This is a genomic window from Proteiniphilum sp., assembly GCF_040307845.1.
GTDB lineage: Bacteria > Bacteroidota > Bacteroidia > Bacteroidales > Dysgonomonadaceae > Proteiniphilum.
On record NZ_JAWRIS010000059.1, the window covers coordinates 1 to 14,459 of the forward strand.

13 protein-coding genes and 1 pseudogene are annotated in these 14,459 nt (G+C 45.8%); all 14 read left to right on the top strand.

What is annotated here, in order from left to right:
• The coding region (locus ABV001_RS14185; RefSeq protein ID WP_352422292.1) for a transposase at positions 1-187 on the top strand (187 nt) is incomplete at its 5' end.
• 22 nt (positions 188-209) lie between these two features.
• A pseudogene (locus ABV001_RS14190) lies at positions 210-1,121 on the top strand (MFS transporter).
• Between the two features lie 65 nt (positions 1,122-1,186).
• Positions 1,187-2,353 (top strand): Gfo/Idh/MocA family protein, encoded by a 1,167-nt coding sequence (locus tag ABV001_RS14195; RefSeq protein WP_352423422.1) that lies wholly within the window; start codon positions 1,187-1,189, stop codon positions 2,351-2,353.
• A 134-nt stretch (positions 2,354-2,487) separates the two neighbouring features.
• The gene (locus ABV001_RS14200) at positions 2,488-4,050 is read left to right on the top strand and encodes an SUMF1/EgtB/PvdO family nonheme iron enzyme (protein WP_352423423.1); all 1,563 of its coding nucleotides are present in this window, start codon (positions 2,488-2,490) and stop codon (positions 4,048-4,050) included.
• A gap of 271 nt (positions 4,051-4,321) precedes the next feature.
• On the top strand, positions 4,322-5,701 hold the full coding sequence (locus ABV001_RS14205; protein ID WP_352423424.1) for a Gfo/Idh/MocA family oxidoreductase: 1,380 nt from the start codon (positions 4,322-4,324) through the stop codon (positions 5,699-5,701).
• Positions 5,702-5,714: 13 nt separating this feature from the next.
• Positions 5,715-6,635: a TIM barrel protein gene (locus ABV001_RS14210; RefSeq protein WP_352423425.1), complete on the top strand. Its 921-nt coding sequence runs from the start codon at positions 5,715-5,717 to the stop codon at positions 6,633-6,635.
• A 15-nt stretch (positions 6,636-6,650) separates the two neighbouring features.
• On the top strand, positions 6,651-9,116 hold the full coding sequence (locus ABV001_RS14215; RefSeq protein ID WP_352423426.1) for a cytochrome c biogenesis protein CcsA: 2,466 nt from the start codon (positions 6,651-6,653) through the stop codon (positions 9,114-9,116).
• A 68-nt stretch (positions 9,117-9,184) separates the two neighbouring features.
• A complete protein-coding gene (locus tag ABV001_RS14220) occupies positions 9,185-10,165 on the top strand; it encodes a Gfo/Idh/MocA family protein (RefSeq protein ID WP_352423427.1) in 981 nt (326 codons plus the stop codon).
• Positions 10,166-10,371: 206 nt separating this feature from the next.
• Positions 10,372-10,509 carry a hypothetical protein gene (locus ABV001_RS14225; protein WP_352423428.1) on the top strand — a complete coding sequence of 46 codons (138 nt, stop codon included), beginning with the start codon at positions 10,372-10,374 and terminating at the stop codon, positions 10,507-10,509.
• Positions 10,510-10,586: 77 nt separating this feature from the next.
• Positions 10,587-11,645, top strand: coding sequence for a hypothetical protein (locus ABV001_RS14230; protein WP_352423429.1), 1,059 nt, complete (start codon positions 10,587-10,589; stop codon positions 11,643-11,645).
• 42 nt (positions 11,646-11,687) lie between these two features.
• Positions 11,688-12,569, top strand: coding sequence for a hypothetical protein (locus tag ABV001_RS14235; RefSeq protein ID WP_352423430.1), 882 nt, complete (start codon positions 11,688-11,690; stop codon positions 12,567-12,569).
• Between the two features lie 2 nt (positions 12,570-12,571).
• Positions 12,572-13,012, top strand: coding sequence for a S24/S26 family peptidase (locus ABV001_RS14240; protein ID WP_352423431.1), 441 nt, complete (start codon positions 12,572-12,574; stop codon positions 13,010-13,012).
• 54 nt (positions 13,013-13,066) lie between these two features.
• Entirely contained in the window at positions 13,067-13,336 is a 270-nt protein-coding gene (locus ABV001_RS14245) for a PqqD family protein (RefSeq protein ID WP_352423432.1), read from the top strand.
• The gene (locus ABV001_RS14250; protein ID WP_352423433.1) at positions 13,333-14,454 is read left to right on the top strand and encodes a nucleotidyltransferase domain-containing protein; all 1,122 of its coding nucleotides are present in this window, start codon (positions 13,333-13,335) and stop codon (positions 14,452-14,454) included. The genes ABV001_RS14245 and ABV001_RS14250 overlap by 4 nt, the downstream gene beginning before the upstream one ends.
• The last annotated feature ends 5 nt before the right edge of the window (positions 14,455-14,459 follow it).

Here is a 14,459-nt window from a genome sequence, read left to right on the forward strand (position 1 = left end):
ACTTCGTCCGGATGAATCATCAAAGAAATTCCAGGTTCTTCCCCTGCGATGGATTGTAGAGAGAACATTCTCCTGGATCGAGAATTACAGGAGGATGACAACTGATTACGAGTATAAAACAGAGTCGGCAGAAGCTATGCTACAAATAACATTTTGCCAGATCATGCTTAGAAAAATTAGGAAATAAATTCAAAGCAGGTTCTTACAGTATCTGTTTTATGCCTACCATGTCACTGACTACTTCAATCTCCATGGCAAACCTGGAGAATCCGGCGAAGGAGTTTTCAAGGATACGCCTGTTCGGTTCCTTCGGATGGATCGGATCGGGTTTCCTGATCAGCGCACTGGGTATTGAAGCCTATTCAACGCCATTCCTCATCGGTGCGGGAGTTTCACTGATGGCAGGCCTATAATACGCCCTTGTTTTGCCATATAGCGTTCCGATGAAGACGGGAGGGAAAGTGAAAATAGGGCAAATTCTCGGATTTGACGCGTTTAAACTGACAAAAGACCTTTCATTTCTTGTTTTACTCATCTTTTCAGCGTTAATTTGCATTCCATTGGCATTCTATGATTCGTTTACCAATCTTTTCATAACCGATGTCGGGATTAAGAATGCTGCTGCGGCCATGAGCATGGGGCAGATTGCGGAAGTGATCTTTTTGTTTTCGTTCCCGTTCTTTTTCCTGAAGTTGAAATATAAGGGAAGTATCACCGTAGCCATTGTGGCATGGGTGCTGATGTATGGATTTTTTGCGTTGGGTGCACGAACTGGAGAAACTGGCTTCATTTATGCCGTTCTGCCACTCCACGGATTCTGTTTTACGTTCTTCTTTGTGGCAGGACAACTGTTTGTGGATGAGAAGGCGCCTTTATCATTACGAAATTCAGCCCAGGGATTGATCTCCTTTGCCACCTATGGTGTGGGAAAGTATTTCGGGACATTGATTGCAGGAAATGTCGTGCACCATTATACTGTGGAGGGACTCTACCGGTGGGAATCGATATGGATGGTTCCCTTTATTATGGCTTTGGCTTTCCTGATCGGATTCCTATTTCTCTTTAAGGAAAATCTGAAGAAGAGAGATGATTTAAATACTGCCTTGCCTGATAAGGCCTAACTAAAATATTCATTAATTTTGTAAGCTTTAGACAAATTATATATTATAAATTAAATCGAATCGATATGAAGCATAAAAAATTAAAAATGGGCATGGTCGGTGGCGGGAGCGATGCCTTTATCGGAGCCATACACCGTCGCGCGGCATTCATGGATAACCTGATCGAACTGGTTTGCGGTTGCTTTAGTGCCAACCCGGAAATATCCAGAAGTTCGGGGAAAGAATATTTTCTACCGGACCACAGGATTTATGACAACTACCATGAAATGTTCGAACGGGAGATGGAATTGCCTGAAGAAGAACGGATGGACTTTGTTACCATCGTGACCCCCAACAAATGGCATTTTGAACCGGCCATGATGGCACTGGAGAGAGGCATTCACGTGGTACTCGACAAACCGATCACCTTCTCCCTGGAGGAAGCGGTGGAACTTAAGAAAAAAGTAGAGGAGACCGGCCTGGTGCTGGCACTCACTCATGTCTATTCGGGCTACCCTGCTGTGAAAGAGGCGAAAGCACGTATAGCCAACGGTGAGTTGGGCAAACTCCGCAAAGTGTACGTGGAATATACACAGGGATGGCTATCGCAACGTATTGAACTGCAGGGCGGCAATAATGCCGGTTGGAGGACAAATCCCAAGACCACCGGTAAAGCGGGATGTATGGGAGATATCGGTACGCATGCCTGGCACCTGGCCGAATATATGACGGGGCTGAAGGTGCAGGAAGTATGCGCCGATCTGCAGACGTATGTGGAGGGACGTCCGGTAGATGACGACGGTGCGTCGTTACTCCGTTTGGAAAATGGTGTTACCGGTGTGTTGATGGCTACCCAGATAGCTACGGGTGAGGCTAACAATATCCGCATACGTGTGTATGGCGATAAAGGCGGCTTGGAATGGAGGCAGATGGAACCGAACCGGTTGATCCTGAGGTGGGGTGATAAGCCCACACAGGAGTTGTATATGGGCAATAATGAATTCCTGACCGATCTCGCCAAATGGAATACCAGAACGCCTGCCGGACATCCGGAAGGTTTTATAGAAGCATTTGCGAATATCTACCGGAATTTTGCCCTGACCGTAATGGCCAAGAGGAACGGCGAAATTCCCCGGGAACTGATTACCGACTTTCCCACCGTGTATGATGGTGTGAGGGGAATGCAATTCGTGGAAACGATGGTAGAAGCGAGCAGGGATAATAATACAAAATGGTTTAAATGGATCGGATAAAGATGATTTTTGTCAAAAAAGTATATTTTATAGATTCATTTTTTTTGATAAAATAAAAATTCGTACTTTTATAGGCCAATAAAGATAATATATAGATAAAAGCTATAACTTAAAACTTTTTATAATAAATTACAATGTCGAAGCGCGCTAAAAGGGAACGGGGAACTGGTAAAAAACTGCATCAACGGAAAGGTTTTTTCCTCCTCGTGGGGATATTCATCGGAATTGTTTTTGTAGCAGCCCTGTACCAGACTTCGGTCTATTTTTCCTCGAATGAGTCGTGTATGATGTGCCATGTGCATCCTCATGCAGAAGAGAGTTGGATGCTGTCGTCGCATGTGAACAACTCAAGTGGGGTAATGGTGAACTGTGTGGATTGCCATCTTCCTCCCAAAGACGATACATGGGCGCATTATACGGCAAAAATATCGCTGGGGGTCCGGGATTTGTGGGGGTACCTCACCAAGGATCCGGCAGAGATCGATTGGGACAGAAAATCGGAGTTGGAACATGCCGTGAAATATATCCCCAACGAATCCTGTGTGAAATGTCATCAAAACCTTTTTCCCCAGGGGATTAGTGATGATGGTATTACGGCGCACCTCTACTACGAGGAGAATGCGGAAAAACTCAATCTCCAGTGCATCAGTTGTCACCTGGATGCAGGACATTACAACCCGAATTACTCCCATGGGCAGATGGTCGGCATTCCCGGCATGACCGGAGCAGCGGCAGTGGATACCAGCCTGTTTTATAAAGAGCCGGCTGCCGTCGCTACCTTTGCCAATTATACGGAGCAGATTCCCGGCACAGCCGTTTCGTTCGGGATGATCGCAATCCCGGGAGGAACTTTCAAGATGGGAAGTCCCGAGAAAGAGCCTTTCCGCAATCCGGACGAATCGCCGCAGCATGAGGTTACGTTGGATCCGTTCTTCATGGCTGAAGTAGAAACTACCTGGGATATGTACTGGGCATTCTACGCGGAGACAATGAGTGAAGGACGTACCCCTCCCGAGACGGTCTATGCGAATAACCTGAATGCGATGGATGTAGACGCCATATCGGGTCCCACACCGCCGTTTGGATATCCCGACCAGGGTTGGGGACAAGGCGACCGCCCCGCAATCACCATGACCCATTATGCTGCCGAAACATTCTGCCAGTGGCTGTCGGAAAAGACGGGCAAGAAATACCGCCTTCCCACCGAAGCCGAATGGGAATATGCTGCGCGTGGAGGAACCGAAACACCTTATTTCTTCCCCGGAAGTCCCAAAGATTTTTCAGAACAGGGATTTATGAGAAATGTCTTCAAGCCGAAAACCGAAGGTATCACGTCGCATGTGATCTATGACAAAAATAGTGATGGCCGTACACAGCCGCCTTCGACAGTCACATCCAATCCGTACGGATTAAAGAATATGCTGGGTAATGTGTTGGAATATACATCCGATAAATATGATCCGAATGCATATGCCAAGCGATCGGGAGTTACCCATAATCCGCGTGTGACCGAGGGTGACGAATGGGTGGTACGTGGAGGACTCTATTCTTCTGATGCGGCTGATGTGCGCAGTGCAAGCCGTAGTTATACGCAACATGACGCATGGATGCGGACTGACCCGCAACAACCGAAGAGTATCTGGTGGTATTCTGATATAAAGGGGATCGGATTCCGCGTGGTATGTGAGGTTCAATAGTTATTCGCTTCGCGTTATTTCCCGCTTTGCGGGGTAATGCGACCGAGCAACAACTGAATAACAACCGAATAACAACTGAATAACAACCGAATAACAACCGAATAACAACCGAATAACAACCGAATAACAATTGAATAACAATTGAATAACAACCGAATAACAATTGAATAACAACCGAATAACAATTGAATAACAATTGAATAACAATTGAATAACAACCGAATATCAATTGAATAACAACTGAATATCAATCTAAAAATAAATCAAAGTGATGAAGAAAGAAAACAATCTAACCAGAAGGTCATTCCTGAAGACTTCCGCCATAGCAGGGGCAGTCGGAGTGATTGGTACCGGCTCCGCGGGGATTTTGACCTCCTGCGGTAGTGGAGCAGAAAAAGGAAAAGGCGCCAATGTGCCTTTGAAAGAACCAGGTAGTTATTATATCCCCGAACTTCCGGACCTGGCAGCCGACGGGAAAGAATTGAAAGCCGGTGTGGTTGGTTGCGGCGGGCGTGGTTCGGGTGCCGCCATCAATTTCCTGAATGCTGCTAATGGCGTTACTATCGTGGCTCTGGGCGATGTATTTCAGGACAGGGTGGACAATCTGGCCGAGAAACTGAAGACTGAGAAAAATATCGATATTCCTGCAGACAAGCGCTTTGTGGGTTTGGATGCCTACAAGCAGGTAATCGATAGCGATATCGATGTGCTGATCGATTGCACACCACCTTTCTTCCGTCCGGAACATTTCAAATATGCAGTAGAGAAAAACAAGCATAGTTTCCTGGAAAAACCGATCTGTGTCGATTCGGCCGGTTACCGTACCATCGTCGCTGCCGCCAGACAGGCGCAAGCTAAGAACCTCTCCGTAGTGACGGGAACGCAACGCCACCATCAACGTGCTTATGTAGAATCCTATAAGCAGATCATGAATGGTGCCATCGGTGAAATTACCGGAGGAACAGTTTACTGGAACCAAAGTATGTTGTGGTATCGTGATCGTCAACCGCAATGGAACGATTTTGAATTTATGGTACGCGATTGGGTGAACTGGAAATGGCTGTCGGGCGATCATATCGTAGAGCAGCATGTACACAATATTGATGTATTTACGTGGTTTTCCGGTTTGAAACCTGTAAATGCCGTCGGATTCGGATCCCGCCAACGCCGTGTGACGGGTGACCAGTATGACAATTTCAGTATTGACTTCACCATGGAAAATGGTATTCACATGCACAGTATGTGCCGTCAGATTGACGGATGTGCCAACAACGTGAGTGAGTTTATCCAGGGAACGAAAGGTTCGTGGTCGAGTAACGGTGGACATGTAATCAAAGATCTTGCCGGGAATGTGATCTGGCAGTATGATGGCGAGGCTGAAAAGGCCAGTTTCCAACAAACTGACCCTTATACGCTGGAGCATGTCAACCTCATTAACTGTATACGGAGTAACAAACCGATCGAACTGGCATCCGAAACGGCAGTTTCCAATATGGCCGGTATTATGGGGCGTGAAGCGGCCTATACCGGTCAGCAGGTGACCTGGGATGCGATGACTGCGGCACCTCTCGATTATACTCCTGCCGACTTGAATATCGGAAAAATGGATATGTCCGGATTTACAGTACCCGTACCGGGAAGCGGAAAATAAAAAAATAGCGATTATGACATTCGACAGGAGAAGTTTTTTGAAAACAACCCTCGCCGGATCTGCAGCCATGGCCATTGGAGGATGTACCTCCTTTGCCAGGGCGGACGGCAAGGATGATGCCTCTTGCTGCAAGAGTAAGGCAAAACTGAATATCTCTTTTCAGGAAGGCACTGCTCCCGGAGCTAATCTGAATGAAAAGTTCGATTTCATGGAGGAGCATGGTGTAGTGGGTTTTGAACCTCACGGAAAACCTATGCTTGAGAGGTTACAGGAGATGAAAGATGCGCTCAAAGGACGAAATATAAAAGTGAGTGCCATCTGTGCCGGTTTTGATGGTTTTATCCTCTCTACCGACCCGGAAATCCGGAGGAGATGCCGCGATACGATGGAAGCGCTGATGATTGGTGCAGGTGAACTCGAATCCGTAGGTGTGATCATTGTTCCCGCATTCAATAACCAGGTTCCTGTGATGCCCCATACCCAGGAAACGCGTGATTTCCTCTGTGAGCAGTTCGATGAGATGGGTACTTTTGCACAGCAACACGGGACTACCGTTATTCTTGAACCATTGAACCGTAAGGAGGCATTCTACCTGCGCCAGGTAGCCGATGCCGCTTCCATCTGCCGTGACATCAATAACCCGGGTGTGAAATGTTTGGGCGATTTCTGGCACATGACCTGGGAGGAGACCTGCGATATGGCGGCCTTCCTTTCTGCAGGAGAGCATTTGCAGCATGTGCACATGGCCAGCCGCAAGCGGCGCAGCATGCCCGGCGAAGATGGCGAGGCGGATAACTATGTAAGCGGATTCAAGGGGCTCAAGATGATGGGATACGACAAGTATGTCAGCTTTGAGTGTGGAGCCCAGGGAGATCGTAACATAGTAGTACCTGCGGCCCTCGAATTATTGCGTAAACAGTGGGAAGAGGCGTGATACGATTATTCACAAATGGAAAAATTAGTACGCTTTCTCTCATCCTATAAAGCTTCTATTGTGCTGTTGCTGATCTATGCAGTTGGGTTGGCAACAGCCACTTTTGTCGAAAAATGGATGGGAACGCAGGCCGCGAAGATGATGGTCTATTATTCGCCCCTGTTTTTCTTCCTGCAGTTCCTCTTGGTGGTGAATTTTATCCTGATCCTTCTCAGCCGTAATTTTATCCAAAGAAAAAAATGGGGCATGGTGGTAATTCACTGTGCCCTTGCTGTTATCCTTTTGGGGGCATTGACTACTTTCGTGTTTGGAAAAGAAGGACAGGTGCATATTCGTGAAGGTGAAAAAGCGGATCAGATGGTGATGCATACCTCCAAAGGTGTAAAAAAAGAAACGTTACCCTTTGTGCTGGAACTTGTCGATTTCAGGTTGATCCGTTATCCGGGGTCCCGGAGTCCGTCCTCCTACGAAAGCGACCTGCTGGTACATGTCGACGGGGAAGTCCGCGAGGCGAAAGTGTTTATGAATAACGTGCTGGATGTAAAGGGATACCGTTTCTTCCAGGCTTCGTACGACCAGGATGAGATGGGTACCATCCTCTCAGTGAACAAGGATGTGGCGGGACGCACCATTACCTATACAGGCTATCTCATGCTGTTAATAGGTTTTATCCTTATCTTTTTCATGCCCAATTCCCGTTTACGTAAGTTGCAACAACAATTAAAGGAAGTCAGGAAAGCTGCACTTGTTCCGATAATTTTAATGATTACCGCGGTTGGATATGCGCAAGGTACGCAGGGCGAATCAACCGAGCGGCCAGCATCAGGGGCGCCGGGTGAAATGCCGGAGTTTTCTGTCGGTTCAATGGCCGGTGCGGTACTCGAAAACAGTATTCCACCCGAACATGCGGCCAAATTCGGTGCGTTGCCGGTACAATTCCGGGGGCGGACGATGCCGATGAATACCTTTTCTTCGGAAATTCTCCGCAAAGTGCATAAAGAACAGGCATTCGGCGATCTTAATCCCGATCAGTTTCTGCTGGGTATGCTTGTTATGCCGCAAATGTGGATGCAAGTACCTCTTATCTCCCTGTCGGATAAAGGAATAAGTACGCGTTATAATCTTCCCGAAGAATATGTTCCCTATTATCATCTTTTCGACCAACAAGGGAATTACAGGTTGCTACCTCAGTTGCAGGAGATTTACCACCGGCCGGCGGATAAAAGGAGTTCCTCCGAAAAAGAACTGATCAAACTCGATGAGCGGGTGAATATTCTCTATCAGTTGTTGAACTATACTATGTTTGGGCTCTATCCCGATCCGGATGATCCCTTCCATACATGGTATGCGCCGGGTGACGATCTTTCCGCCTTTTCGGAAAAGGATTCGACTTTTATCACACAGTCGTTTGAACAATACCTTGCAGAAGTACGACAAGCGTTGAGTAGTGGCAACTGGACCAAAGCAGACCAGGCTTTGGGTGTGATTGAGTCATACCAGTTGACTAACGACAGAGCCTCTCTGATCCATCCCGGGAAATTGGAGGCTGAGTACCGCTATAACAAGATGGATCTCTTCAATCGTGTGAAGGTCGGTTACTTTATCTGCGGGGGAGTGCTGCTTGTCATTGCCTTGATGCAACTGTTACATGAAAAGCGGTGGAAGCGTTATGTGGCTGCAGTGCTTACGGTTGGTATCGTGCTGTTATTTCTTTGTCATATGTCTGGTATGGGAATGCGATGGTATATCTCAGGGTATGCACCCTGGAGCAATTCGTACGAGACCATGGTCTATGTGTCATGGGCGACAGTACTGGCCGGTTTTATTTTCGGGCGGAGAAGTACCCTCACCCGTGCATTAGCAACGCTTTTTGGTGGAGTTATCCTTTTTGTGGCAGCGCTTAACTGGATGGATCCCCAGATCAATACACTGGTACCTGTGTTGAAGTCGCCCTGGCTGATGTTTCACGTCGCAGTGATCGTGGGTGCTTACGGATTTTTCGGCATCAGTTTTCTGCTGGGTATCACCAATCTCTCTTTAATGGCTTTCGCAAAAGATAGTACTCGTCTATCCTCCCGTATTCAGGAGTTAAGCATCATCAATAATATGTCGTTGCTGGTGGGGGTTATACTGATGACAACCGGTACATTCCTCGGGGCCGTCTGGGCCAACGAGTCGTGGGGCAGGTATTGGGGATGGGACCCCAAGGAGACCTGGGCACTGATCTCCATCGTGGTGTATACCATGGTGACCCATTTGCATTTGGTGAAGAAATGGAATAGCCTGTGGCTTTTTAATCTGCTCTCGGTATTTGCTTTTGCTTCCGTTCTGATGACTTTCCTCGGGGTTAACTATTTCCTTAGCGGGATGCACTCTTATGGCCAAAGTGATGGGATGTCCTCCGTTTTCCTGTATATCGGAATCGCCTTTGCTGCCATTGCCGTGTTGGGAGTTCTTGCAAGGAAGAAAGTGGGAAAGTGAAAAGGTGCCTAAGTGGTTAGGCGTGATAATCGTCACATCATCAAATTATCAAATCATCACATCAAATTATGCTTCATTGGGGATTTATCGGTTGTGGTGCCGTCACCGAAAAGAAGAGCGGCCCGGCTTTCAGTAAAGTTGAAGGGTCGGATGTGGTGGCGGTAATGCGCCGCGACGGTCAAAAGGCGGAAGACTATGCCCGTCGGCATGGGATAGGGAAGTGGTATGATAATGCAGACGACCTGATCCACGATCCGGCGGTGAATGCGGTGTATGTTGCGACCCCACCTGGCTCGCATTTGGAGTATGCCGTTGCTGCCATGAGAGCCGGTAAGCCGGTATATCTGGAGAAACCGATGGCAGCTTCGTATGAGGAATGCCTTCAAATCAACCGTATCTCCCAAGAGACCGGAGTTCCTTGTTTTGTAGCTTACTACCGCCGCACCTTACCCTATTTTCTGAGGGTGAAACAACTGATTGATGACGGACTCTTAGGCGACATCTCCACGGTGCAGATCCGTTTCGCCATTCCTCCCTATAAGGAAGATTATAATCGTGAATCATTGCCGTGGCGGTTGAAAAAAGAGATCGCCGGAGCCGGCTACTTTTACGATCTGGCTTCCCATCAATTGGATTTGCTCGATTATCTCTTCGGCGAAATCACCGATGTATCCGGGTTTACCAATAACGTAGCAGGCTTATATGAGGTAGAAGATAGTCTGGCCGCTGCTTTCCGCTTCAACTCCGGTATGGTGGGCAGCGCAAGTTGGAGTTTTGTCGCACCGCAAAACAGTCGTACCGACCTGATCGATATAACCGGCACAAAAGGAAAGCTGACCTGTGCCACCTTCGATTTTTCGCCCATACGATTGGAAACAGCTGGAGGCATACAGGAATTTCGAGAAGAGAATCCGGAGAATATCCAGTATTATCTGGTCGAAAGTATTGCCAATTATCTGAATGGACGCGGTGCAGGACCTGTCAGTACTGGTATCTCGGCTGCACGCACCAATTGGGTAATGGATAAGATACTGGGAAAAATAATTTGATGGGGAAATATTTCCCGATTTTATCCGGAAGTCTATTTTTTGTCTGTTTTCTGTCTTTTTTATTCAATTAATTTGTTTATTTTTGTGAACAAAGTAATGCCTTTTTTGTTCTAATTCCAATCATAGCAGATGTTTCTGTATTTGGCCCTTTTAAGGGATATAAGAGGCGACAATTAATTAAAGTGTTTAACTTAAAAAAAACAACAATGACAGCGAATCAAAATCAACAAGAAGTAAAAGAGGCTTACAAAAAGCCGGCAATTGAAGTAATTGAAATGGAAATGGAACACCCTATACTGGCCAGTAGTGGTGATAATTTACCTAACGGTGGTTGGGGTGACTAATACTAATCTATTACTATTTGCATGTTAATCCCAGTGAAGAGAAGAATAAATTAGTAATAATCAAAAATCAACTGAAAATGAAAAAAATATTTTATCTAATCGGTATTTCCACACTGTTATTTCTAATTACCTCATGTAATAACGAAGAAGTTAACCAGTTAGAGCCAAAAGTGAAAGGATATATACCTGTGTTACGAGGGACTTTTGGGACATTCACCGATAATAATCCGGAGAGTGGTACCAGAGCGGGAGTCATCGAAGATAGGGATGACTTTAATTCCGCACAAGGAGAAAGATTCTATTGGCATAACGGGGATCGTGTGAAAGTGTTGTTTGTGGATGAAAGTGGTACAGAAACAGAATTGATATATCAGGCAGTTGTTCCCGGAGAAGAAAAATCGAATACTTGCGACTTTATCGTCGTTGACAACGGTGTTACACTTGAAGACGGAGTGTATGACGTCTATGGCTTGTATCCTGCTGATGGTTGGACGAAAAATGCTACAACAGGGAAATGGGGTGTTTCGTTTAGGGAAATATACGATCAACTTTCGCAACGCATACATTTGCTTGATGGCACGTCTAAACACGCTGGTCAGTATATGTTTATGAAAGCAGATGCAGGTGTGACAATAGGAGAGGGAGGATCTAATAGGGTAGATTTGTCTTTTAAACACCTAACCTCTTTGATCCGAGTTCGTGTAGGAAAACCAGACGTTCCTGAATTAGCAAAACTTTTTAGATTTAGTCTTGGTGTGAAGCTGGATGATGTGATACCGCTTCCTCTTGGATTTGAGAGTTTTTTTGTTCCTCTTGATGGTTCTCTTGATAATCTCGATGCTTCTTCTTTGGCTATAAGAGCTGACAATAAACAGAATGCAGTGGGTGTGCAAATTCCGGATGATCTTTTAGAGAGTTTGAATGGTACTGATTTTGATTTATTTATTCCAATTCTCCCTACTGGAGCGTTACAAAGTAAAACTTTGACATTTGCTACTAAGTTTTATGATGAAGCATTAAGCACTCAAACATTTGCTAAATATATCTATAGGACTATAGACAGAGAACAACCCATTGCCTTTGAACAGGGTAAGAGTTACTTTTTCAACATAGGAACACCGGAGTTGAATGAGTAGATCCGTAGCTTATTTTTACGAAAATATATAGATATTCTTATTTTGGAAGATGATCTTTTCTATCAGGTAGCCGGACATTGTTTCCGGCTATCTTTTTCTGATAAATATTTTGGGGTAGATGCTTTAAGCAACTATACCCCATTTCGTGTTTCAGGGAAGCAGGGTGAAGAGTATCTTTTTCACCTCTCCATTGTGGACAATCTTCCCGATGAGATCGATTACAAGCCGGTGGGACAGTTCGATAATGATATCGCCGCGATTGGTGTTTCCAGATCCGAAGACGGATCTTTTCGTTTCCGCATTGCCTATCCGGGAAGCACGGATTATTGTACGATGGATATCGATGCTGCTTTTCGGGAGGCAAGGGTAAAATTGCCCGCAGGCGATAAAGTTTGTTTTTTCTGTCTCAACAACTGCCTGATGCTGCTTTATGCATTTTCTACAGCAAACCTTGATACATTGATGATGCATGCCTCCGTTATCAGAAACGGTGATGAAGGTTTTGTTTTCCTGGGGAAAAGCGGTACGGGAAAGAGTACGCATAGTCGCCTCTGGCTGGAACATATAGAGGGAAGTGAACTCCTGAACGACGACAATCCAGTAGTACGTATAATTGATGGAAAAGCCATTGTCTATGGTACGCCATGGAGTGGCAAAACTCCCTGCTACCGCAATGAAGAGGCCTTGTTGAAAGGGATAGTAAAATTGGATCAGGCTCCCCGGAATCAAATTAAAACGTTATCTTTGTTGCAGGCTTATGCGATAGTGCTTCCGGCCTGTTCGAGTATGCGCTGGGAAGAGGAGATTGCCGCGGGAATACATCGTACGGTAGAGAAGCTGGTCAGCACAGTGGCTTGTTATAGGCTCTACTGTCTGCCGGATAAAGCCGCGGCAGATCTGTCAGCCTCCACGATAAAGGAATAGCAATGCGGAGTGTCATACTGTCCAATGAAATAATGCTCCCGGAAGTGGCGAAGATACTTTCGGAAGGTACACAGGTTACCATCAGGGCGAAAGGGAACAGTATGCTTCCTTTCATCGTGGGAGGACAGGATAGTGTGGTTTTAGAAAGAAAAAAATCCTATGCTGTGGGAGACATAGTACTGGCGGAAATAAGTCCGAAGCTATTTGTACTGCACCGCATACTGAAGATAGATGATGCACAGGTAACCCTGATGGGAGATGGCAATATTTCCGGAATGGAAAAATGCCGTAAGGAAAATATTTGCGGTCGGGCCATATCCATTATCCATAAAGGAAAGCAGATTGACTGCAATAGCAAAAGGGCGCGCCGCAAAGCCCGGTTATGGAGAATCCTTCTTCCCGGAAGAAGATATTTATTAGCCATATATCGACGAATTGTATAATCAATGGGGTAATGTAATATGCACGTCTTACCATAAAATATATAATATGACAATATGAGAGTAAAACAAGGATTTAAACTCCGCACTGTAGGCAAGGAATACATTGTAGCCGGTGAGGGACTGGCGCAAATAGATTTCAATAAGCTGATTTCGCTTAATGGCTCTGCCGCCTATCTGTGGGAGAAAGTGGAAGGAAGGGACTTCGGTGTACAAACCCTCGCCGATTTGCTGGTGTCGAAATACGACATTCCCGCCGGTGAGGCGTTGACCGATGCTGCCGATATCGCAAAGAGTTGGATCGACGCAGGAATTGTGGAAGAATGAACCGCACGGAACAACAATTTTTTGCCTTGCTTCAATCGGGATTGTGGAAAAAACCTGTGGACCAATCTCTTTTTTCAGGTGATCCGGATTGGTCCACAATCCTGAAAATGGCTCACATGCAAACTGTCAGCGGTATTATTTTTGATGGCATATCTTATTTGCAGGCAGACCTCCAACCGCCTACAGCCCTCCTGCGTCAACTTTACCAGACGGTTATCCGCATAGAAAAAAGCCATGCACTGTTCAACGAACGGTTAACCCGGCTAATACCTTTACTGCAGTCTGAAAACATACATCCTATATTGCTTAAGGGGCAGGGTGTGGCGCAAAATTATCCGGATCCCATGCGCCGCCAATGCGGGGATATAGATTTATACATTGGAAAAAAGGATTACAGAAGGGCGTGTGAACTGGCTGTTGAGAAAGAGATTGTTTCAAATGACACATTGGAAAGCCATAAGCATTTCTATTTCGAGTGGGATGGGGTGGTAATCGAATTTCACCGTATCGTTGAAAAATTCCCCGATCCCTTCAAAAATAAAATATTCCAGCAATGGACCCAGTATCATTTACAAAGGGGGAAGTTACAAGTCTGGAATCTGAATGATATAGATGTACTGCTTCCGCCACCCAATTTTAATGCCTTGTATATCTTTAATCATGCTTTCCACCATTTTATTGCAGATGGAATAGGGTGTCGCCAGTTGAGTGACTGGGTAATGTATCTCCATAGATTTTGCGATCAAATAGACAGGCAGGAGTTGATGAAAGACCTTAAAGCTTTCGGGCTGTTGCGGGCATGGCAAATTTTCGGTTATATAGCTGTGCATCAACTGGGTCTTTCAGAAGAAAGATTTCCTTTCTATACGGATAAATTCAGGGATATCTCTCAAACGGTAATATTGAAGGATATCCTGTTATCGGGTAATTTTGGCCGTTATGGCCAGAAATGGGCAACCCGGCCAGCCGGATATCTATCGGGGAAATTCCACAACTTCAGGATGAAAAACAGGAGACTCATACAATTGTCTTCTACAATTGGGAGCAGTGTGGGCTTTTACTATCTCTATTATTTGGTCATTGGCATACGGCAAATAGTAAATGATAAACTTAAATAAATATT